Origin of the sequence: Paractinoplanes ovalisporus (assembly GCF_016834655.1) — a bacterium.
Lineage (GTDB): Bacteria > Actinomycetota > Actinomycetes > Mycobacteriales > Micromonosporaceae > Actinoplanes > Actinoplanes ovalisporus.
On sequence record NZ_JAENHP010000001.1, the window covers coordinates 1,052,024 to 1,073,853 of the forward strand.

Consider the following 21,830-nt stretch of genomic DNA (forward strand, 5'->3'; position numbering starts at 1 on the left):
TCGGACTCGGCAACACGCACTGGGCCGAGGAGGTCGCATGACGGCGGTCGCGTTCGTCGGACTCGGCAACATGGGCGGGCCGATGTCGGCCCGGCTGGTGGCGGCCGGTCATGCCGTACGGGGTTTCGACCTCTCCCCCGACGCCCGGCAGGCACTGGATGACACCGGTGGCACGAGCGCACCCGATCTGGCCGGCGCCGTGCGTGACGCCGAGATCGTCATCCTGATGCTGCCCAACTCCGACATCGTCGAGGCGACCGTCGACGACCTCGACGTCCCGCCGGGCACGCTCGTCGTGGACATGAGCTCGTCCGAGCCCCTGCGCACGCGGGCGCTGGCCGAAGCCGTGGCCGACCGCGGCATCACGCTCGTCGACGCGCCTGTCTCCGGCGGGGTCGCGAGGGCCCGTACGGGAAAACTCACCATCATGACCGGGGGCTCACCCGAGGCCCTCGCGCGCGTCGAACCGGTTCTCGCTTGCCTCGGCACGACCACGCGGGCCGGCGAGGTGGGCAGCGGTCACGCGGTCAAGGCGCTCAACAACCTGATGTCGGCCGCTCACCTGCTGGTGACGAGCGAGGCGATGCTGGCCGGCGAACGGTTCGGCCTCGACCCGGCGACCATGCTGAGCATCTTCAACAGCTCCAGCGGGCGCAGCGGATCGACCGAGAACAAGTGGCCCAACTTCATCCTGCCCGAGACCTACGACTCCGGGTTCGGACTGCGGCTGATGCTCAAGGACATGCGCATCGCGACCGGGCTGGCCGCGTCGGTCGGCACACCCGATCCGCTCGGGGAGGCCGCCGTCTCGTTCTGGGAGCGGGCCGCCGACGCGCTCGACCCGGGCGCCGACCACACCGAAATCGTGAACTGGCTGCGAAAGGACTGACGCGATGACGTCGACCCCGAACTCCGATTCCCGGCCCCGCGACGCCCAGGCCCCAAGTAACCAGCCTCTGAGCGACCGACCATTGAGCGAACAGCCATTGAGCGCCCAGCCTTCGGACACCGCGCCGCTGAGCGCCAAGCCTTCGAGCACCCCGCTACTGAGCGCTCGTCAGCAGGAGATCAAGGACGAGTTCATTCGCGTGCGAGGGACCTGGAGCGACACCTGGGAAGGCGTGCTGCGGCTGGACCCCGAATTCCTGAAGGCGTACCTCGATTTCTCGGCCGTGCCGTGGCGTTCGGGTGTGCTCGATCCGAAGGTGAAGGAGTTCATCTACATTGCGATCGATGCGAACGCCACCCACATGTACCTGCCGGGCGTGCGCCAGCACATCCGGGCCGCGCTCGCCCTGGGCGCCACGCCCGAAGAGATCATGGAGGTGCTCGAGCTCTCGGCGACCCTGGGCATCCACGCCATGAACATCGGCGTGCCGATTCTGGTCGAGGTGCTGGAGGAGAAGGGGTTGCGGGACGGGCCGGCGCCGCTGGACGAGCGCCAGGAACAGCTGAAGGCCGACTTCACGAAGACGCGGGGCTACTGGCACTCGTTCTGGGACGAGATGCTGGAGCTCGACCCGGAGATGTTCGCGGCCTACACCGAGTTCTCCTCGGTGCCGTGGCGGTCGGGCACGCTGGAGCCGAAGGTCAAGGAGTTCGTCTACATCGCGTTCGACACGGCGGCCACCCACCTGTACGTCAAGGGGCTCAAGCTGCACATCGAGAACGCCATCGGCTACGGGGCCACGCCACGCGAGATCCTGGAGGTCATGGAGATCGCCTCGGTTCTCGGCATCCACGGCGTCACCGCGGCCGCCCCGATCCTGCTGGAGGAGGCGGCCGCCTTCGCCGCTGAGCAGACCACGTAACCACGGCCACCTCCGCCTTCTCAGCGGGCCACGTAACCACCGTCGACGCTCAGGATCGTGCCGGTTAGGCCGGCCGACTCCGGGGCGGCCAGGAAGACGATCGCGCGGGCCACCTCGTCGGGCGTGGACATGCGCCCGATGGGGTGGTTGCTCAGGGTGGTGGCCAGGCTCCGGGCCGGGTCGGGGTCGGCGGCCCGCGCCTCGTCCATGAATCCGGTGTCGACCGCACCGGGCGCGACGGCGTTCACCCGTACCCCGCTCGCCGCCCATTCGATCGCGAGCTGCCGGGTCAGCTGGACGACCGCGCCCTTGGTCATCGCGTAGACGCTCTGGTTCGCGATGCCGACCAGGCCCGAGATCGAGGCGGTGTTCACGATGCTCCCGCGGGTCTGCGCCAGGTGGGGCAGCGCGGCCCGGCAGAACCGGAACACCGGCCGCACGTTGACCGCGAACAGCGCGTCGAAGTCGTCGTCGGTGGTCTCCAGGACGGGCCGGCGCAGGAACCGGCCGGCGTTGTTGACGAGCAGGTCGAGCCGCCCGAACTCGTCGACCGCCCGGCCGACGACGGCCTCGGCGGCGCCGGGCTCACTGACATCAACCGTCATCGGGACGATCCCGTCACCGGCCTCGACCGGCGAGCGGTCAGCGGCGACCACCCGATATCCCTGGGCCGTCAGCCGATCCACGACACAACGCCCGATCCCCCGGGCCGCCCCGGTCACCACCGCAGTCAACTCCATCGCCAGATTGTATTACGGTCATACATTGCTGGCTACCGGCGGAATGACACACAACCGTCATGTTCCCGCGGTTTCTTCGCGAAGTCGCTGTACCAGGCTGGCGCATCGTGACCGACGCGCGCCTCCGATCGCAGGTGGAACAGCGGCTGCTGACCGACGTGCGTACCCGCGACTGCCACCTCACCGTCCAGGTTCAGGCCGCGGTCGTCATCCTCGCCGGCCGCACGCCGAGCCCCGAGACCCGGGAGGCCGCCGCGCAGATCGCGCGCGGCACACCGGGAGCACGCGACGTCGCGAACCGCATCACCACCCGGAACCGCCCCCGCTCGCCCGGATTGCTGATCGCCCTCGCCACGGGCGTGCTGCTCGTGCCGTTCGTCGTCACGTCCCGCTGGGTGGGTGCGGCCATCCTCGCCGCCGCCGGTGTCGTGCTGGCCGACCTGCTGTGGCGCCGCCGCCGGCCCGCGAAGTGAGGCTCTTCTTCGACCTGGCCTGCCTGCAGTTCGTGAAGGCCCTCGTGGCCGGCCACCTGATTCGCGAACGCTGGAATCCGCGGCGCCGCACCGCCCGCATGCTGATGCTTGCCTGGCCGGTCGACCTGCTGGTCGCCCTGCCGCTGGCCGCCGTCACGCTCTTGCACTGACCGCGCTCTCCAACGGGTGCACTCGACGCTCCACACCTCAGCGGCGCGCGCGTAGGCGGCCCAGCTCGATGGCGCCCAGCAGCTCGGCGGCCGGGCCGAGCGTGCTCCGAACGACGGCGACGTTGCCGGCGACCGCCGGGGGCGCCTGCACGGCCAGCACCTCGCGGATGCCGGCGACGACGTGTTCGGCCGACGGCCCCAGGGTTCCGCCGACCAGCAGCACTTCGGGGTCGAGGAACGTGCAGAGGTGTGCGAGCGGTCCACCGAGGGCCCGGCCCACGTCCTGCAGCATCCGGGCCGCGCCCATGTCACCGGTGGCAGCCAGCCGGGGCAGATCGCCGAACGTGATGGGCTCGGCATAGGCGGCCTGGGCGGAGGCGACAACCCTTTCCCGTACGGAATAAAGCAAGCAGCCCCGCCCACCGCAGGCACACAATGGCCCCTCGCGGTCGACCTGCAGGTGCGGCAACTCGCCCGCATAACCCTGGGCGCCCCGGGCGAGCGCGCCGTTGACGATGAGGGCGCTGCCGAAGCCGTGGCCGGTCACGATCAGCGAGACGGCATCGGCGTGGCGCCGGAGCCCGCCCCGGTAGAGCTCGCCCAGCGCGCACACGTTCGCGTCGTTCTCGACGGCCACCGGCAGGCCACAGCGCTCGGACAGGATCGCGGCCAGGTCGCCCGGCACCGTCACGGGAAAGGTCGGCGCGCCGAGAGCGGGCTCCCGGGGCACGCCACGGCCGGACAGACACGGACCGGGGACGCTCATCACGACCGTACGGAGAAGGAATTGCCCCTGGCCGCGCGCGAGGGCGATGACCTGGTCGACGGCGGCGCGCAGGCCGTCGATGCCGGCGTGCGGACGGGGCGCGGCCAACGCCCGGGTGGCCACGACGGCGCCCTCGACGTCGACGCAGGTGGCCCGCAGGCCGTCGCCGTCCCAGCTGACCAGCCCGACGAGCGTCGCCGGACCGCTCACGCGCAGGACCCGCGGGCGACGCCCGGCACTCGCCCGGGCCCGGGTCACCTCGGTCTCGACGAGCTCCCCGGCGGACAGGAGCCGGCGCACCGCGCTCACCACCGTCGGCGCGGGCAGACGAAGTTCGGCCGCCAGCTCGCCCCGAAAGGTGCCCGGCGAGTAGGCGACATATTCGCGGACCCGATCTTCGGTCGCCATTAGCATGAAATCATCATTTTGAGAGTCGGCCATTCTCGGTTTAAGCTCGAAAAAGAGCCGGAGAATAAAAATGATATCATCGGTATTGACGCCGAGAACCGCCCAACCGCGCCTGGCCGCCCTCCTGCTGGTCACCGGCACGACGGCGTTGTCCACCGATACCTACATCGCCGCCATGCCGTCGATGGAGAGTTCGCTCCAGACCTCGGCTCAGGTCGTCCAGTTCACCATCACGGCCTTCATCGCCGGCCTGGCCGCCGGTCAGCTGATCTCCGGTCCGGTCAGCGACGCGCGCGGCCGGCGCGCCATCATTCTCGGCGCCTGTCTGGTGTTCACCGTCGTGTCGGTGCTGTGCGCGCTGGCGCCGAGCGGGCCGCTGCTGGTCGTCGAGCGGGCGATCCAGGGCGCCGCCGCGGGCACGGCCGCCGCGGTGGGGCGGGCCGTGGTCACCGACCGCTACCGGGGCCGCGAGGCCGCCGCGCTGTTCGGCACGCTGTCGGCCGTGGGTCTGCTGGCTCCGGTGCTCGCGCCCGCCATCGGCGGCCTGCTGCTGACCGTCGGCGACTGGCGGATCGTCTTCTGGTTCCTGGCCGCGGTCGGCGTCGCGATGACCGTCGCCGCCGCCGTGGCCCTGCCCGAGTCGCTGCCGCCCGAGAGCCGGCATCCCGGCGGCCTGCTCAACCTGGGCCGCCGTTCCCGCGATCTGCTGACCGATCCGCGCTTCGCCGTGCCGGTGCTCGTGCAGTGCCTCACGGTCGCCGGCTTCTTCGTCTACATCGGAGGGTCGTCGTTCGTCCTGCAACAGGACCTGGGCCTGACCCAGCACGGTTACACAGCCCTGTTCACGGTCAACGCGATCGCCATGGTCACCACCAGCGTCGTGTTCCGCCTGCTGGTCAAACGCACCGGCGCCGTGATCCTCCGCCGCTGGGCGGTAGCCATGCAGACCACCGCGGTCATCATCCTGTTCCTGGCAACCGTTCTGGCCACCGGCAACCACCCGCCATTGGTGGTCGTATGGGCCGCCCTGGCTCTGATGACCGGCGGCCTCGGCCTCTACTTCCCCGCCAACTCCGCCATCGCCCAGAACGCCGGCCGCCGCTTCTCCGGAACAGCCTCGGCGTTGAGCGGCGGCCTCCCGTTCCTCAGCGGAGCTCTGACCACCCCACTGACCGGCGCCCTGGGCAGCCAGACGGTCCTGACCATGTCGGTGTGCATGGTCGTGCCGTTCGTCATGGCCGCCCTCACCGCCATGACGTTGCGGCGTTTCACGCTGGAACCAGGCGACGAGCCCCAGCCTTGACAAGGCCGTCAGGCGAGGGCCGTGCTGCCCGGCGGTCCGGCCTTCACATCGCGCCATCGGGGTTGCTCTCGGTTGGTCACAGTGGGCCTGGCCCCGGGAGCCGCTGGGGCCGCTCGGGGCCGGCCACAACGGGCCCGAATCGGCCGGGATTGAGCCCACCGTGCTCCTACGGGTTGGGGGTGGCGGCCAGGGCGGCCGCAATGGCGGTTTCGGCGGTGGGCTTGGTGACGTTGAGGTCGGCCAGGATGCCGGCTCCGGCCTCCAGCTCCAGCAACGCCAGCAGGATGTGCTCGGTGCCGACGTGGGTGTGGTTCATGCGCAGGGCCTCGCGGAACGTCAGCTCGAGTGCCTTCTTGGCCGGGGCCTCGAACGGGATCATCGCGGGCAGGGACGAAATCGGCGGCGGCAGCGTGGCCACGGCGGCGGCCCGTACGGCGTCGAGTGTGGCTCCCTGCGAGACGATCGCCCGGGCCCCGAGGGCGGTCGGGTCGGCGACCAGCCCTAGCAACAGGTGCGCCACACCGATCTCGCTGTTGCCCCGGTTGCGGGCCTCCTCCTGCGACGCCACGACCACCTTCCGGGCGCGGTCGGTGTAGCGGCTGAACGCGTGGCCACTGTCGAGGTCGGAGGGCTTGGCCACGAAACGCTTCTGGGCGGCCTGCTTGGTGACGCCCATGCTCTGGCCGATCTCGGTCCAGGAAGCGCCGGAGCGGCGCGCCTGGTCCACAAAATGGCCGATCAGGTGGTCGGCGACGTCGCCGAGGTGGTCGGCCGCCAGCACCGCGTCGCTGAGCTGGTCCAGCGCGCCGGAATGGGTTCTCTTGATGGCCTCGATCAGATCGTCCAGCCGGACCACTTGGGCCACAGGTTCGGAAGTCATGCGTCAACCATAGGTTGACGACTAGGAATCGTCAACCCGGAGTTGACGACCGACGCAACCGCGCTTATCCGGCCCACCGCTGGTCGGCGACCCGCGCCTCCCCCACCCCCAGGTCACGAAGCGCGGCCCAGGCCTCCGTCACCGCAGCGGGCACGTCGACGTGGGCGATGAAACCGCGCCCCTCGGGGCCGTACCCGGTGAACCGGGGAATCTCCCCCATCAGCATCTCGAGGTACCGCTCGGGCGCCCACATGCCGAGAGGCGGCCGGGCGACCGGAACGTGCGTACGGTGGGACGCGAAGTTCACGATCCGGCTGCGGGGCGCGTGCAGACGGAAGCCGGCGTCCATCCGCCGCTGCATCGTGGCGTCCTGGATGATCAGGATCCGCCGCACGGGGACGTGATGCTCGGCGAGCCGGGCCAGGGCCAGGGTCACGTTGTTGCCGCAGTTGGTCGACTCCTGCTCCAGCAGGTCGGTCCGCACGCCGTGGCGCTCGCCCAGGTAACGGTCGAAGATCGCCGCCTCGGTCATCCCTTCGGCGTCCGGCCACCCGACGGCCGCGCGCAGCACGTCGGTGGAGTGCCCCTGCCCGCCGACGATCATGTAGCGGTCCGCGACCTCGTCCGCGATCGCCTGCGCGAACACGTCGCCCCCGGCCAGGGTGCTGCCGCCGAACAGGATCGCGACGTCGACCCGGCCGCCGGCCACCTCCTCGACGGCGTCGCGGGTCAGCTCAGGAACGTCCCGCAACGCACAGAAGTCCGCCAACGTGTTCACATGTCGCTCGATCACGAGACGAGCTTAAGGCCCGTTTTATAACTGGGGTGGGAGTGAGGCGGGGTCCAGATTTCGTCTGGTGTCGGCCCGTGGAAGTCCGGCTCCCGGTGTTGGAACCGGACTTCCACGGGACGCCGCCAGACGGGATCTGGGCCCCTCCGCAGCCCCATCTCAGTTATAAAACGGGCCTTAGGCAGACAGACCCCGGATGCCGGCCTTGGTCCTTCGTCCGAAAGGTCGGAGACGGGCACCCGGGGCTGTAACAAGCATTCTGCATTTGTGACATTTCGACCATCGACAAAGATCCGGATCGCTCCACCCAGCGATATAGAAGTGACCGCGGATCGGGTCGAATTCCCCCGTACGGCTCCACAGACGCGCCGAAGCTGCTACGTCCCTAGGTTGGGCAGCAACCCACCCGGGAAGTCCTGATAGCAGACCGCCCGCAGGAACCGTTCCACCGCCATCGTCCCGACCGACGTGCTCCGGCCGTCCGAAGTGGCCGGGTAGGGCCCACCGTGCACGGTCGCCGCGGTCACCGCCACCCCGGTCGGCCAGCCGTTGTAGACGATGCGCCCGGCCTTGCGCTCCAGAACCGGCAGCAGCGCCAGCGCCAGATCCCGGTCGCCGGGCGCGGCCTGCAGCGTGGCGGTGAGCTGCCCACCGAGGTGTTCCGCGGCCCGCACCAGGTCTTCCGCGCTCGGACACACCACGAGCAGCCCAGCCGCGCCGAACACCTCCTCGTGCAGCTCCTCATGCTTCAGGAAGGTCTCCACATCGGCCTCGTAGACGGCCGGCGGGTTCGGGCCCTCGCCTCCCACGGCGATCCGCCCGGTGCCCGGGATGCTTCCGAGACGAGCCACCCCTTCCCCGTACGCGGTGGCGATCCGTTCCGTGAGCATCGTCTGACCGGCCTGCCCGCCGAGCGCCGGAACCAGCGCCCGCCGGAACTCGGCCAGCCCGGCCCCCTCGACGGCCAGCAGCAGCCCGGGGTTGGTGCAGAACTGGCCCGCCCCCATCGTCAGCGAGCCCGCGAACCCGGCCGCCACCTCGGCCGCGCCCGCCTCGAGCCGGCCCGGCAGCAGGAACACCGGGTTGATGCTGGACATCTCCGCGTACACCGGGATGGGCACCGCACGCCGCTGTGCGGTGCCCATCAGCGCGGTGCCTCCGGCGCGCGAACCGGTGAAACCGATCGCGGCGATCCGGGGGTCGGCGGCGAGCTGCTGCCCGATGTCGTTGCCGGCACCGAAGACGAGCGAGAACACCCCGTCCGGCATCCCGGTCGCGGCGGCCGCCGCGGCCACGCAGGCGCCGGCCAGCTCGCTGACCCGCAGGTGGGCCGGGTGTCCCTTGACCACGACCGGGCAGCCCGCGGCCAGCGCCGAGGCGGTGTCCCCGCCGGCCACCGAGAAGGCGAGCGGGAAGTTCGAGGCGCCGAAGACGGCCACCGGCCCCAGCGGAACGCGCCGCGACACCAGGCCGTCGACGCGCCGTACCTCCGGCCACGAGGGGTCGTCGAGCAGGTCGGCGAACATCCGCAACTGCCCGGTGGTGCGGGCCAGTTCGTTGCGGGCGCGGGCCTCGCCGAGCGCGGTCTCCTCCGCGTACAGCTCGACGATCTGCTCGCCGGCCGCTTCCAGCTCCGACGCGACGGCGCGCAGGAACTCGGCCCGGCGCTCAGTGGGCAGCGCGCGGTAGGTGTCGAAGGCCGCGGCCGCCTTCCGGCACGCCTCGGATGCGGCGGTGCCGTCGTCCATCCCGTACGGGGGAAGGAACTTGACGCCCGTGGCCGGGTCGACCGAATCGGCCGTGCCCGCGGAACCCATGACGCGCTCGGCGCCGACGAACATCTCTCCGGTGAGCCGATGCATCACGCCTCCAACTCGGAAGAAGAGGCCGGCTCTGAAGAAGAGGCCGGCTCGGAAGGCGAGGCCAGCTCGGAGGGGAAGGCCAAGGACGACGAACGCGAGGCCAGCGCCCAGAAAAGCAGCGCGATACCCATCGCACCGGCGTCCGGCACCCCCAGCGCGCGGTCACCCACATAGCTGGCCCGGCCCATCCGCGGCGACAGCGAAGCCGTGGCGCGGGCGTGCTCGAGCGCGCGACCGGCGATCGCCGCCCAGTCCACCGGATCGCCCGATGTGCGCAGGTCGTCCAGGGTCGGGGCGAGAGTGTCGACCATCGTACGGTCGCCCACCACGGCCTCGCCGACGCGCTGGATCGCCGCGGTTCCGGCCTCCAGCCCGGCGACCAGCGCGGCGTCGGTCTCTCCGTCGCGGCCCAGGCTTACGGCGACGTTCTGCAGCAGCAGCCCGATCAGCGGGCCGCTGGTGCCGCCGACCTCGTCCAGGAAGTAGGTGCCGGCGACGGTGAACTCGGTGGTCAGGCCGGCGTCGGCGGGCAGGGCGGCGACCACGCCGCGCAGGCCTCCGCGCAGGTTGTCGCCGAAGTCGCCGTCCCCGGCGGCCTGGTCGATGCGGGTCAGGGCGGCGTGTGCGGTCTCGGCCGCCTCGAGGTAGGTGCTCATCAACATGGCGGGTGGCCTCACTTGCGCAGGGCGGCGGTTCGGGCGGGCGCGTCCCACAGCCCGATCCAGTCGTCCGCCGGGATCGTGACGGTGATGGAGAAGCCCTTCATGTCCAGGGCCGGTGAGAGCGTGCCGACCAGGCTGCCGGCCACCTCGACGCCGCGGCCGTGCAGCGCCTCGGCCACGAGCGCGAAGACGTTGTAGAGCTCGATCGACGTGGTGCCGCCGAGCCCGTTGACGAGCACGATCGCGCGGTCGCCGGCGGGCAGTTTGCCGAGCACCTCGGTGGTCATCCGCGAGACCAGGGCGGGCAGGGGCGGCCGGGCGATGCTCTGGGCGGCGCGCTCACCGTGGATGCCGACGCCGTACTCGATCTCGCCTTCGGGCAAGGGGAACGCGAGCTCGCCGGTCACCGGTGACGTGTGCGCCAGCGAGGCCACCGCGACACTGCGCGAGGCCGAGGCGACCAGCGATCCCAACTTGGCCAGCGAGTCCAGGTCGTCGCCGCGGTCGGCGGCCGCGCCCAGCAGCTTCTCGACCACGATGGTGGCGGCGGTCCCGCGGCGCCCGGTCGCGGTCTTCTCGCTCTCGGTCGCCACGTCGTCGTCGACCAGCACCCGGGCGACCGGAATCCCGTCGTGGGCCAGGCGTTCGGCCGCGATGCCGAAGTTGATCCGGTCGCCGGTGTAGTTCTTGACGATGTGCAGCACGCCGTCCGGTCCCGCGACGGCCCGGCTGGCCTCGTAGATCTGCCGGTTGTGGGGAGAGGCGAAGACCTTTCCCGGTACGGCGGCGTCGAGCATTCCGGCCCCGACGAACCCCGCATGCATGGGCTCGTGACCGGATCCGCCGCCCGAGACGAGTCCCACGCGCCGGCCGGGGGCGGTCGCCTTGGCCCGTACGAAAGCGGGGTTGTCATGCAGGTCGACAATGTCGCGGTGGTCGAGCGCGAACCCGGCGAGGGCCCGGTCGACGTAGTCGGAGGACGAGTCGAGGAAGGGTTCGGCCATGGCCGAAGGCTCCGTTCTATGTGGCCGGCGGCGTGATTCTCTCGGCAGCCGGCGGCGGGCCGAGCGACTCCCGTTCGATGAGCGTGGCCGGCAGGACGATGTCGGTGACCTCCTGCTCGCCGGCCAGGCGGCGCAGCAGCATGTCGGCCGCGGCCCGGCCCATCTCGTACGCCGGTTGGGCGATCGCCGTGATGGGCGGGTCGACAAGCGGGAACAGGGACATGTCGTCGAACGCGAGCACGCTGATGTCGTGCGGGATCTTCAGTCCGGCCGCCCGGATGGCGGTGAGCGCGCCGACCGTGACCAGGTTGTTGAAGCAGAACACCGCGGTCGGCACCTGAGGCAGGGCCAGCAGTTCCCGCATGGCCGCGTGACCGCCCGCCTCCCCCAGATGCCCGTGGCGGATGTAGGAGTCGGGCAGGAAGGAACCCGCGTCCTGATAGGCCATCCGGAAGCCGGACAACCGCTGGCAGGCGGTGTCGAATTCGCGGGGGCCGGAGATCATGGCGATCCGGGTGTGCCCCATCGCGAACAGCCGGCTGATCGCGTGGCGCGTCACCTTGCGGTTGTCCGTGCGCACGAGCGGGGCGTTGAACCCGCGCGGCCGCCGGTCGACCAGCACCAGCGGGCCGCGGGTGGCGGTCAGGGCCGCGGCGAAGCTCTCGTCGCTGCCGACCGTGGTGGCCGCCAGCCCGGCCAGCGTGCCGTCCTGGAACGAGGTCAGCAGCTGTTGCTCGCGTTCCCGGTTGAGGTGCGAGCTGGCGATGACGCAGTGGTAGCGCTCCTCCGCGGCCCGGTCCTCCAGCCCCTGGGCGACCTGGGCGTAGAACGGGTTCACGATGTCGGGCACGAACAGGCCGAGCAGATTGGAGTGTCCGCGCGACAGCGCCCGGGCGGCGGCGCTGGGCACGTAGCCCAGCTGCACCGCCGCCGCCTGCACCTTGGCCTTGGTCGCCGCGGTGACCGACGGGTCGCCGCGCAACGCCCGGGTCACGGTCGCCGTGGACACCCCGGCCAGCCGGGCCACGTCTCGAATTCCAACCACCAGCCGACTCCTCGATGATGCAGGCAGGCCGTTAAGAGCCGACGGTGAGTCAATCACGCGCCGAGCACGCCCGCTTCGACCAGAGCGGCCCGGATCGTCGATTCCTCGTCGGCGCTGACCGGGGTGAGCGGGTGGGCGCCGAGCCCGCCGTCGCGACCCTGCAGCTTGAGGGCGGTCTTGATGCGGACGGTCATGTTCGGGCCGTCGATCGAGCGCCACACCGGGAGCAGCCGGTTGTGGATCTCGAGGGCGGTCTTGTGGTTCCCGTTCTGCACGGCGTGCCACTGCTCGACGCAGAGTTCGGGCACCACGGTGAGGGTCGCGCTGACCGCGCCCTGCGCGCCGAGCAGGTAGGCCGGGTAGAGCAGGTCGTCGACCGCGGTCAGGATGGCCCCGCCGGTCGGCGCCGCCTTGAGCAGGTCGGCCAGGTGGTGGATGTTGCCGCCGGACTGCTTGACGCCCACGACGCCGGGGATCTCCTGCAGCACGCGATAGACGGTGGTGGCGGGGATCAGCGCGTACGGGATGACGTTGTAGACGATGACCGGCAGCCCGGTCTCCTCGGTGATGCGCCGGTAGTAGTCGAGGGTGGTCGCCTCGTCCGGCTGGAAGAGGTAGTGCACCGGCGTGACCTGCAGGGCGTCGACGCCGACCTCCTTGAGCGCCTTGCCGTAGCGGATCACCTCGGCGGTCGAGTCACGGATGATGCCGGCGATGACCGGGATGCGGCCGCCGACCTCCTCGACCGCGGCCTTGGCGATCTCCACCGACTGCTCGCACGACAACATCTGGCCGTCGCCGGTCGAGCCGGTCACGCAGATGCCGTGCACGCCGAGCGTGAGGTGGAAACGGACCTCCGCCCGCAGCTTCTCGATGTCGACGTTCTCGTTCGCGTCGAAGGGGGTGACGAGCGGGGGAATGATGCCGGCGAGTTCAAGATCAGAAGACACGGTGCAGCCCTTTCCCAGGGTATGGAGACGTGGCGCAGGACCGGAATGTTACCGGTTACATGCCGACCGAATATTTCTCATCCCGGATGTGATGTCAACCTTGTGTTTCAGGGTGATGAGCTGCTTGTATCAAAGTCCGTCCCGCTGATCGGACGCCTTGATCAAGATCATGTTACCGATTTCAAAGCTGCCACCGCTCGCGAATACGAGGACTCCCCATGACCGTTGACCGCAATCGGCATCGATCCCGTGCCCGGCTCGCCGTCACCGCTGCCGCCCTGCTCGGCGCGACCCTGATGAGCGCCTGTTCCCCGCCCGGAGCGGGCACCGGCTCGGGCTCGGCCGGCAAGGCCGACGACGGCGGCCCGATCACGCTAAACCTGTGGTCGAACCTGACCGTGGCCGCCCAGTCGGACACCGTGAAGCAGCAGGCCGAGAAGTGCGCCACCCAGCAGGACGGCGTCTCGGTGCAGTTCGAGGCGGTGCCGTTCGACAGCATGTACCCGAAGATGGTGACGGCATTCAAAGCCGGCAACGGCCCCGACGTCATGAATACCCTGGAGGGCGGCGTCGCCGCAGGTCAGGCCGGAAATTACATCGTGCCGGTGGACGACGTCATCGACGCCCACGGCCGCGCCGACTTCATCCCGTCCTACCTGCACGCGGTGAGCAAGGACGACCAGACCTGGGCCGTCCCCGACTGGGCCCTGCACCAGGAGGTCTGGTACCGCAAGGACCTGTTCGCGGCCAAGGGCATCCAGATCCCCAAGTCGTGGCCCGAGCTGCTCGAGGCGGCCAAGAAGCTCAACGACCCGGCCGCCGGCGTCAAGGGCTTCGCCGTGCCGATGGGCTCGGCCCTGGTCGCCCCGCAGACCTACTACCAGTTCCTGTACGCCAACGGCGTGCACACGTTCGACCCGGAGACCGGCGAGTACGCGCTCGACCGCGACAAGGCCAAGGCGGTCGAGGCCACCCAGTACATGCTCGACCTCTACAAGGCCGCCTCACCGCCGGAGGCCCGCACCTGGGTCTGGAACGACTTCCGCACCGGTTTTGTGCAGGGCAAGCTCGGCATGGTCATGGACTTCGGCGCGGTCGTCGGCCTGGCCAAGGAGCAGAACCCCGACATGCTCAAGAACATGGGCGTGTTCCCGCTGCCCGCCCCGACCACGGGCGCGAAGCCGCAGGGCGTGCTCGGCGGCGGCTACTTCTACATGATCGGCAAGAGCAACGAGCGCCGCGAGAAGGCGGCCAAGACGCTGGTCGAGTGCATGATGGCGCCCGAGTCGGCGGCCGCGCGGGCCAACACCCGTCCGGTCTTCGCGCTGCCGGCCACCAACAGCGCCGCCGACACCGCAACCTACAAGGACAACGCGACCGTCAAGGAGTTCGGCACCGAGATCACCACGATCCGCGAGCAGATCCTGCCGCAGTGGTACCGCTACGGCATGGAGGCCGGCCTCAACCAGCTGGCCGGGCAGATCGAGGCCACCACCTTCGTCGGCGACCAGCTGCAGGCCGCCGCGGCCGGCAGCAAGACGGCCGAGCAGGCCTTCGACGCGATCAACGCCGAGATGAAGCGTCTCGCCAAGGTGTCCTGATGACCCTTCGACCCGCCTTCCTCTCCCGGGGGTTGACCGGTCGGCAGCAGCGCGCGGGCATGGCGTTCGCCTTGCCCGCGGCGCTCCTGTTCGCCGCGATCCTCGCCTATCCGATCTTCGAGAGCTTCCGGACGTCGCTATACTCGATCGACCTGCTCACCGGTGACGCGTCGTTCGCCGGTCTGGGCAACTACTCCGCGCTGTTCGGCGACGCGGGCCTGCGGTCCACCGTCGTCAACACGTTGCTGTGGACGGTCGGCTCGCTGGCCGGGCAGATCCTGCTCGGCCTGGCCGCCGCCCTGCTCATCGACAGCGACTGGAAGGGCATGCGCTGGGTCCGGCAGATCCTGCTCATCCCGTACGTCGTGCCGGTCATCGCCACCGCCCTGATCTGGCAGTGGATGCTCGACGGGCACTACGGCATCCTCAGCACCAACCTGCAGGGCGCGGGCCTGCTCGAGACCGGCGTCTCGCCGCTCGGGCAGGAGAGCACCTCACTCTGGACCGTCATCCTGGTCAACGTCTGGCGTGGCTTCCCCTTCGCCATGCTGGTGTTCTGGGCCCGCATGCAGAGCATCGACCGGGAGCAGTACGAGGCGGCCCGGGTCGACGGCGCCGGCGCGTGGCAGGAGTTCCGGCACATCACGCTGCCCAACCTGCGGTCGGCCGTGATCGCCCTGCTGGCCCTGCGCGGCATCTGGACGCTGATGTACTTCGAGCTCGTCTGGCTGCTCAGCCGGGGCGGCCCGGCCGGCTCCAGCGAGGTGCTGGCCACCTACATCTACAAGATCGTGATGGGTGAGTTCCGGGTCGGCTACGCGGCCGCCATCGCCACCGCGGCCGGCCTGCTGATCACCGTCATCGGCCTGATCGCGTGGCTCGGCACGCAGTTGCGGAGGCGGACGAATGGCTAAGGTCTGGCGCGTCATCGCGCTCGCCCTCATCGTGTTCTTCGCCGTCGGCCCGCTGCTGTGGATGGTGCTCAGCTCGTTGCGCCCGGCCGACCAGCTGTTCGTCTCCGACCCGTCGCTGATCCCGTCCGGCTTCACCGGCGAGTGGTACCGCGAGGTGTTCGCCAGCGACGCCCTGCAGTGGTTCGCCAACAGCCTGATCGTGGCCGTCTTCGCCACCCTGATCTCGCTCGTGGTCGGCACCACGGCCGGCTACGCGGTCACCCGGTTCACCTTCCCCGGCCGCCGCCTGCTGCTGATCGGCCTGAGCGTGGGCTACCTGTTCCCGGCCATCCTGCTGCTCGTGCCGCTCTATCTGGTGCTCTCCAGCCTGGGTCTGGTCGGCGGGCTGACCGGCATCGTGATCGCGCACGTGACCATCACCCTGCCGCTGGCGACCTGGCTGATGAAGTCGTTCGTCGAGGCGGTGCCGCGTGAGCTGGAGGAGGCGGCCTGGGTCGACGGCCTCGGCTACTTCCGCGGCTTCCTGCGGGTGACGCTGCCGTTGCTGCGTACGGGCCTGGCCACCACCGCCATGTTCTCGTTCATCCTGTCCTGGGACGAATACCTGTTCGCCAGCGTCATCGCCCAGGGCGACAACGTCACCGCGCCGGTCGCCATGGCCGGGTTCGTGACCTCGTTCGACATCCGCTGGGGCGCGATCATGGCGCTCAGCACCCTCGTGACCATCCCCGTGGTCGTCCTCTTCTTCGTGCTGCAGCGCTACTACGAGAAGGGCCTGACCGCGGGCGGAGTGAAAGGCTGACATGACTGACGTTCTTGTGGTCGGAGCCGGCTCGGCCGGTGTGGCCGCGGCGATCGCGGCCGCCGAGACCGGGGCCGACACCCTTCTGGTCGAGGCGAGCGGCCACGTCGGCGGCACCCTGGCACGGCAGTTGCTGGAACACAGCGCGGGCTTCCACGACGCCGCCGGCAACCAGGTCACCGGTGGGGTCGGGCAGCGGATCGTCGCACTGCTGCAGGAGTACGGCGGCAGCCCCGGTCACGTGCCCGACGACGTGGCCTACACCGCGACCCGCACCCCGGTGAACCACGCCGAGCTGTCCATGGTGGAGGCCATCATGCTGCAGCGCGCGGGCGTGCGGCTGATGCTGAACACGCCGGTGGTCGGCGCGACCGTCGAGGGCGACCGGGTCACGTCGGTGACCGTCGAGTCGCCGCGCGCGGTCCTGCGCCCGTCCACCATCGTCGACGCCTCCGGGGACGCGGTGGTGTTCGGCCACGCGGGCGCCGCCCTGCAGACCGACACCGCAGCCACCCAGCCGGTCTCGCTGACCCTCAAGCTCGGCGGCATCGACTACGCGCCGCTGCTCGACTACGCCCGCGTCCACCCCGACGACTTCCGGCCCGGCAGCCGGATCGGCGAGCACACCGAGGACCACGTCAACCTGTGGGGCTTCGGGACGTTGCTGGAGAAGGGATTCCGCGACGGGCGACTGTCCTGGCGGCGTACGGAAATGCATCTGGCGGGGTGGCCCACACGCGGGGAGGCGGTGCTCAACCTCACCCGTACGGTGGCCGGGGAAGACTCCTATCTCCGTCTGGCGTCCCAGGTGATGGAGACCGTCTCGTGGTTCCGTGACTACGTGCCCGGCGGGCGGCTGGCCTACCTGGCCGACGTCGCCGACCGCATCGGTGTCCGCGAGTCCCGGCGCGTGCTGGGCGTGCAGACGCTGACCCAGGACGACGTCAAGCTGGGCCGGTCGTCGCCGACGAGCGTGGGTCAGGGCGCGTTCCCGATCGACGTGCACGACGCCGCCTCGGCCGGTCTGTCGCACACCGACAAACCCAACGCCGCCTACGACATCCCGTACGGGATCCTGCTCGCCCACGACCTGCGCAACCTGCTCGCCGCCGGCCGTTGCGTGTCGAGCACCCACGAGGCGAACGGCTCGGCCCGGATCACCGCGACCTGCTTCACCACCGGCGAGGCGGCCGGAACCGCGGCGGCGCTGGCCGTGCGCTCCGGCAACACCCCGCACGACCTGGACATCGCGGCGCTGCAGGCCGAACTGCGCCGCCGTGGCGTTCTCGGGGCCCGAAGCTAGTTCGCGCGGGGTCGATACGTTGGGGCCATGGAGCGGAGAGCACGCACCACCGTCAACCTCGACCTGATGCCCGACCTCGGCGACGTCACCATGGATCAGCGGATCCAGATCCTGCTCACGGCGTACGCCCGGCACGACTACGACTGGAAGGTGCTCGGCCTCGACCTGCTGCGCTGCTTCGAGGTCGAGCCCGGCCATCCGCGCGGGCCCGAGGTGGCGCCTCGGGTGCTGGCCGACTTCCGCCGCGAGATCGGCAAGCGCCACCCGATGACGCTGGAGGCCCTGCGGGTGCTGGGTGACGTGCTCGCGGCACGCGGGGAGGAACGGGAGGCCGAGCGCCACTACCGGTCCTCGCTCGACCTCGCCGAACGGGGCTCGCAGCCTGCCGAGCGGGCCCGGGACAGCCTGTTCCTCTTCCTCGCGGGTCGCGGCCGCCTGGCCGAGGCCCGCAAGGTGTTCGACCGGCCGAAGGGTCGCGACTACGACGACATCGTCGGCTGGGGGCGGCTCGGTCGTCTGCTCGAGGCGGCCGGCCAGGACGATCAGGCCGCCCGGGAATATCGCGACGCCCTCGCCGCGGCCGACGCGATGCTCGGCCCGGACCACCAGCTGACCATGAACCTGCGGACGCTGCTGGCCATGCTGCTGACCCGGATCGAGCACCCGGACGCCGAGGCGGTGCAGCGCGGCGTGGTCGACGACCTCGAGCGCAACAACGGGCCGGACAGCCCGTCCACGCTGGTCGCCCGCAGCAACCTGGCCTCGCTGGTGCGCGCCCTGGGGCGGCCCGACGAGGCGGCCGAGCTGTTCCGGGTGATCGTCGACGACCACCGCCGGGTGCTCGGCCTCGACCATCCGGGAACCGTGCTGACCGCGGCCAACTACGCCAATCTGCTGTACGACATGGACCGCCGTCGCGAGTCCGGGCAGCTGTTCCGTGAGTTGCTGCCGGTCGCGGTGCGCGTGCTCGGCCCGGATCATCCGGCGACCCGCCGGGCCCGCGAGGTGAGCTCTTCGGCGAGCGGTCACGACCCTTCCCCCGTACGGGAAAAGCCCGCCCCGACCGAGAGTCAGACGAACTCGTAGTCCCAGTCGCAGCGCCACTGGTGCACGGCCGGCGACGCGTCACACGAGACGAGCAGGCTGCCGTCGGCGTTCCACACGAGGTCGGTCACCATCGTCCGGTGGCCCTCCAGGGTGCGGACGAGCTCGCCGCGGTCCAGGTCCCAGATCAGGACCCGGCGGTCGACGCCGCCCGTGGCCGCGAACCGGGAGTCGCGGGTGACCGCGGCGACCTGGGTGAAACCGGCGTTGTCGAGCCGTCGCCGGACCCGGCCGGTCGAGGGCTCGAAGACGATCGGCTTCTCGAAACCGCCGGCCACGCCGAGCCGCCAGTCGGCGCCCACGGCCATCGCGCCCGGGAAACCGAAGAAGTGGTGCCATCGATATTCCAGCGTGGAGGGATCCCACGAGAGGACGCTCCCACCGACGTGGATCAGCAAGTGGGCGCCGTCCGGGCTGTAGAGGACGCGCGCGTCGCGTCCGGCGTCGTCCCGGGCGACGAACTCCCCATCGGGATAAGTGAAGAGCCGGACGTCGCCCGCGATCGGACGGTCCGGATGCGTGGACGCGACCAGCAACCGTGTGCCGTCGGGGTGGACCGCCAGCGAGTCGACCCGGCCGCCCTCGCCCGGAATGGTGAGCAGGGACGTCCCCGTTTCCAGATTCCAGACCTGCACGGCGCCGTTCTCGTCCCCGACGACCACCTCGGTCGTGGTCAGCGCGAAAGCGGTCGCACGCCCGGTCGCGCCGGGCAGGGCCGCGCGGCAGCCGGCGGTGTCCGGGTCCCACACCCGTACGGCGCCGTCGTTGCTCACCGACGCCGCGTAGTGCTCCTCCGGGTCGAACGCGATCGCCGAGATCCGGCCGTTCCGCTCGGGGAACGTGTAGATCAGCTTGCCGCGCTCCCAGACCCGCAGATAGCCGTCGGCCCCGCCGGTCAGCAGCCGGTTGCCGTCGGCGGTCAGCAACGGGCGGACCGGCTGGGTGAAGTGGCGGATCGATTCGAGCTCGTGGGAAGGCCAGACGCCCAGCAACTCGGTCCGCCGGCCGTGCGACCCGAGCTCGTTCCAGCGGTCCAGCAGCCAGGGGTGAGCGGCGAACCCGGGAATCGTGCGGGCCCGGCGCAGCTCGGCCGCGGCGGCGGCGACGTCCCCGCTTCCGGCGGCCCGGTCGGAACGTTCCAGAGCCGCGGCGAAGGCGGCCTGATCGGTGACCAGCCGCCCGGCGTCGCGGGAACGCGCATAGCTCCACGGCGCCCGCACGCCGGTCGGTGGCACCGGGCGCACCCGCACGCCCTCGCGACCATCGGCGATCAGCAGGATCCGGCCGTCGCCGCTGAGCGCGACCTGCCGCACCATCCGGTGGGCCTCCGAGCCGGTCGTGGCCAGCGTGTGCAGGCTGCGGCCGGTTTCGGTGAGCCAGAACCGCGTGGCCCGTCCATGCCCGGCCGACACGAGCAGTTCCGCGTCGGCGGTGACGGCCAGCGCCCGGTCGGACAGCGTGAGCGGGTTGCGGGCGGTACGCCGTACGGTCCCGGACCGGGTGTCCCAGACGAGCAGGTAGCCGTGGAACTCGGCGATCACCGCCAGCCGGGCGTCGCGGCTGACCGCCACGAGGTCCACCTCGCAGAAGTTGTGGTCGTCGTGCCCGGTCAGCTCGCGCTCGATCCGTTCGGCGCCGACGTCCCAGAGCACCACCGCACCCGTCTGCCCGTGGAAGGCGGCGGTCACCGCCCGCCGGCCGTCGGGGCTCAACGCCAATGCCCGTACGGGAATGGTGTGTCTTCGAAGCCGGCCGACCTGAGCGCCGTCGGTGAGGTCCCAGACCTGCACGACACCGTCGTGGCCTCCGGTCAGCCCGGTGCGCCCGTCGCCGCTGATCGCAACGTGGGAGGCGGCGCTGGTGCCCCAGTTGATGACCGTCGTGCGGCGGCCGGATCGCAGGTCCCACACCTCGGTGCTTCCGTCGGCCCGGGCCGCGATTCCCGTACGGCCGTTGCGGTCGACCGCAACCGCAACCACCGCCGCACCCCGCTTGCTGAGGCGGTGCCGGCGCTTGCCGTCCGGAGGCGACCACACCACGAGGGCGCCGTCCTCGTCGCCGCTGAGCGCGGTGCGGCCCTCGTGGTCGGTCGCCACCGCCGTGACCGTCCCGCCGGTGCCGGTGAACTCGAGCGACGGGCCCGGCAGGTCCGAGCCCCGTTCCTGCCGCAGGAGGTCGAGCAGGCGGCGGCCCGCGGGGTCGACCGCCAGCGCGGTCATCTCCGAGACCACCTGCTCGTCGGTGATCCGGCCGGTCCGCCACAGGTGCAGACCCTGGTTGTAGACGGTGTGCGGGTGCCCCGGATGCAGACCGGTCGCGATCCGCCAGGCCTCCTCGGCGCTGTCCACCTCGCCCAGTTCGAGCAGCGACAGCGCCTGGTTCGACAACCCGTCGGCCAGCAACCCGGTCGCAGGCGGCCGCTCCCGCGGGTGCGGGATCAGGGCGGCCACCGTGTCGGCGGCCTCGGTCATGGTCGGCCGCTGCCCGGGTTCGTGCTGGAAACACCGGCGCAGGAGGTCGGTCAGCGTGGCCGGCAATTTCAGGCCGGACTGTTCGAAGACCTCGGCCGCGGCCTGGCCGTGCCGGGTCGGCGGGCCGCCCATGGCCATCTCCAGCACACACAGCGCCCACGACCACACGTCGGTCGCCGCGGTGATCGGCTGGAGATCCCCCGCCGCGGACCGGGCCTGTTCGGGTGAGCAGTAGGCCGGGGTGCAGCCGGCGTAGCTGACCTCTCCCCCGGCCGCGCGGGCCCGGGCCAGCCCGAAGTCGGTCACCTTGGCGGTGCCGTCGGGTTCGAGCATCACGTTGGCCGGCTTCACGTCCTGGTGCACCAGGCCGCGCTCGTGCGCGAAGGCCAGCCCCCAGGCGATCTGCACGGCGGTGTCGATCAACCCGGGCTGGTCGTCGAGGCCGAGGCGGCCGGCGGCCACGGCCTCGGCCAGGCTGCCGCCGTCGACCCACTCGGCGAAGACCCGGGGCAGACCGTCCAGACGCCGTACGTGGGCACAACCGACCACATGCGGGTGCGCGCCCAGCCGGACCCAGGTGTCGGCCTCGCGCTCGAACGCGGCCCGGCTCTTCTCGTCGCGGCTCAGCTCGGGGCGTGGGGTCTTGACCGCGAAGTCGGTCTCCCACTCCCGGTGGTGCACCCGGTGCACGACGCCCATGCCACCGCGGCGGACCACGTCGAGCACTTCGTAGTGCTCGAACACGACCTGACCGGCTTCCCAGGTCACCTG

At 70.9% G+C, this 21,830-nt stretch carries 19 protein-coding genes and 1 pseudogene; 10 read left to right on the plus strand and 10 right to left on the minus strand.

Features of this window, described 5'->3' with window-relative positions:
* Nucleotides 1-13: 13 nt before the first annotated feature.
* Both JIG36_RS04780 and JIG36_RS04785 read left to right on the plus strand, forming a co-directional pair.
* A pseudogene (locus JIG36_RS04780) lies at nt 14-889 on the plus strand (NAD(P)-dependent oxidoreductase); the annotation flags it as partial.
* A gap of 4 nt (nt 890-893) precedes the next feature.
* Nucleotides 894-1,811 (plus strand): carboxymuconolactone decarboxylase family protein, encoded by a 918-nt coding sequence (locus JIG36_RS04785; RefSeq protein WP_203374724.1) that lies wholly within the window; start codon nt 894-896, stop codon nt 1,809-1,811.
* A gap of 20 nt (nt 1,812-1,831) precedes the next feature.
* Here JIG36_RS04785 and JIG36_RS04790 read toward each other — a convergent pair whose 3' ends face one another.
* Nucleotides 1,832-2,551, minus strand: coding sequence for an SDR family NAD(P)-dependent oxidoreductase (locus JIG36_RS04790; protein WP_203374725.1), 720 nt, complete (start codon nt 2,549-2,551; stop codon nt 1,832-1,834).
* Nucleotides 2,552-2,658: 107 nt separating this feature from the next.
* Here JIG36_RS04790 and JIG36_RS04795 point away from each other — a divergent pair, with 107 nt between their 5' ends.
* Nucleotides 2,659-3,024, plus strand: coding sequence for a BON domain-containing protein (locus JIG36_RS04795; RefSeq protein WP_203374726.1), 366 nt, complete (start codon nt 2,659-2,661; stop codon nt 3,022-3,024).
* Entirely contained in the window at nt 3,021-3,194 is a 174-nt protein-coding gene (locus JIG36_RS04800) for a hypothetical protein (protein ID WP_203374727.1), read from the plus strand. Before JIG36_RS04795 ends, JIG36_RS04800 begins: the two co-directional genes overlap by 4 nt.
* A gap of 37 nt (nt 3,195-3,231) precedes the next feature.
* Here JIG36_RS04800 and JIG36_RS04805 read toward each other — a convergent pair whose 3' ends face one another.
* Nucleotides 3,232-4,374 (minus strand): ROK family protein, encoded by a 1,143-nt coding sequence (locus tag JIG36_RS04805; RefSeq protein WP_203374728.1) that lies wholly within the window; start codon nt 4,372-4,374, stop codon nt 3,232-3,234.
* A 79-nt stretch (nt 4,375-4,453) separates the two neighbouring features.
* Between JIG36_RS04805 and JIG36_RS04810 the strand changes: the two genes are divergently transcribed.
* Nucleotides 4,454-5,671, plus strand: a complete 1,218-nt coding sequence (locus tag JIG36_RS04810) for a Bcr/CflA family efflux MFS transporter (RefSeq protein ID WP_203374729.1) — start codon at nt 4,454-4,456, stop codon at nt 5,669-5,671.
* Between the two features lie 166 nt (nt 5,672-5,837).
* Here JIG36_RS04810 and JIG36_RS04815 read toward each other — a convergent pair whose 3' ends face one another.
* From JIG36_RS04815 to JIG36_RS04845, 7 genes are all read right to left on the minus strand, one after another.
* The gene (locus tag JIG36_RS04815; protein WP_203374730.1) at nt 5,838-6,551 is read right to left on the minus strand and encodes a Clp protease N-terminal domain-containing protein; all 714 of its coding nucleotides are present in this window, start codon (nt 6,549-6,551) and stop codon (nt 5,838-5,840) included.
* A 64-nt stretch (nt 6,552-6,615) separates the two neighbouring features.
* On the minus strand, nt 6,616-7,344 hold the full coding sequence (locus JIG36_RS04820; RefSeq protein ID WP_203374731.1) for a YdcF family protein: 729 nt from the start codon (nt 7,342-7,344) through the stop codon (nt 6,616-6,618).
* Between the two features lie 374 nt (nt 7,345-7,718).
* The gene (locus JIG36_RS04825) at nt 7,719-9,203 is read right to left on the minus strand and encodes an aldehyde dehydrogenase (NADP(+)) (RefSeq protein WP_236045524.1); all 1,485 of its coding nucleotides are present in this window, start codon (nt 9,201-9,203) and stop codon (nt 7,719-7,721) included.
* The gene (locus JIG36_RS04830) at nt 9,203-9,865 is read right to left on the minus strand and encodes a DAK2 domain-containing protein (protein WP_203374732.1); all 663 of its coding nucleotides are present in this window, start codon (nt 9,863-9,865) and stop codon (nt 9,203-9,205) included. The genes JIG36_RS04825 and JIG36_RS04830 overlap by 1 nt, the downstream gene beginning before the upstream one ends.
* An 11-nt stretch (nt 9,866-9,876) precedes the next feature.
* Nucleotides 9,877-10,869, minus strand: a complete 993-nt coding sequence (locus JIG36_RS04835) for a dihydroxyacetone kinase subunit DhaK (protein ID WP_203374733.1) — start codon at nt 10,867-10,869, stop codon at nt 9,877-9,879.
* Nucleotides 10,870-10,885: 16 nt separating this feature from the next.
* Nucleotides 10,886-11,914: a LacI family DNA-binding transcriptional regulator gene (locus JIG36_RS04840; RefSeq protein WP_203374734.1), complete on the minus strand. Its 1,029-nt coding sequence runs from the start codon at nt 11,912-11,914 to the stop codon at nt 10,886-10,888.
* A 53-nt stretch (nt 11,915-11,967) separates the two neighbouring features.
* Nucleotides 11,968-12,864: a dihydrodipicolinate synthase family protein gene (locus JIG36_RS04845; RefSeq protein WP_203374735.1), complete on the minus strand. Its 897-nt coding sequence runs from the start codon at nt 12,862-12,864 to the stop codon at nt 11,968-11,970.
* Between the two features lie 218 nt (nt 12,865-13,082).
* Here JIG36_RS04845 and JIG36_RS04850 point away from each other — a divergent pair, with 218 nt between their 5' ends.
* The 5 genes from JIG36_RS04850 to JIG36_RS04870 are packed head-to-tail and all read left to right on the plus strand — an operon-like array spanning nt 13,083 to nt 18,570.
* Complete coding sequence (locus JIG36_RS04850; RefSeq protein ID WP_203374736.1) at nt 13,083-14,465, plus strand: ABC transporter substrate-binding protein; 1,383 nt, start codon at nt 13,083-13,085, stop codon at nt 14,463-14,465.
* Complete coding sequence (locus tag JIG36_RS04855) at nt 14,465-15,379, plus strand: carbohydrate ABC transporter permease (RefSeq protein ID WP_203374737.1); 915 nt, start codon at nt 14,465-14,467, stop codon at nt 15,377-15,379. Before JIG36_RS04850 ends, JIG36_RS04855 begins: the two co-directional genes overlap by 1 nt.
* Entirely contained in the window at nt 15,372-16,181 is an 810-nt protein-coding gene (locus tag JIG36_RS04860) for a carbohydrate ABC transporter permease (protein WP_203374738.1), read from the plus strand. The genes JIG36_RS04855 and JIG36_RS04860 overlap by 8 nt, the downstream gene beginning before the upstream one ends.
* Before the next feature lies 1 nt (nt 16,182).
* On the plus strand, nt 16,183-17,484 hold the full coding sequence (locus JIG36_RS04865; protein WP_203374739.1) for an FAD-dependent oxidoreductase: 1,302 nt from the start codon (nt 16,183-16,185) through the stop codon (nt 17,482-17,484).
* 27 nt (nt 17,485-17,511) lie between these two features.
* Nucleotides 17,512-18,570: a tetratricopeptide repeat protein gene (locus JIG36_RS04870; protein ID WP_203374740.1), complete on the plus strand. Its 1,059-nt coding sequence runs from the start codon at nt 17,512-17,514 to the stop codon at nt 18,568-18,570.
* On the opposite strand, the gene JIG36_RS53900 is transcribed toward JIG36_RS04870, so the two are convergent.
* Complete coding sequence (locus JIG36_RS53900) at nt 18,555-21,827, minus strand: WD40 repeat domain-containing serine/threonine protein kinase (protein ID WP_203374741.1); 3,273 nt, start codon at nt 21,825-21,827, stop codon at nt 18,555-18,557. The two genes, JIG36_RS04870 and JIG36_RS53900, sit on opposite strands and share 16 nt — an antisense overlap.
* Nucleotides 21,828-21,830: the final 3 nt, after the last annotated feature.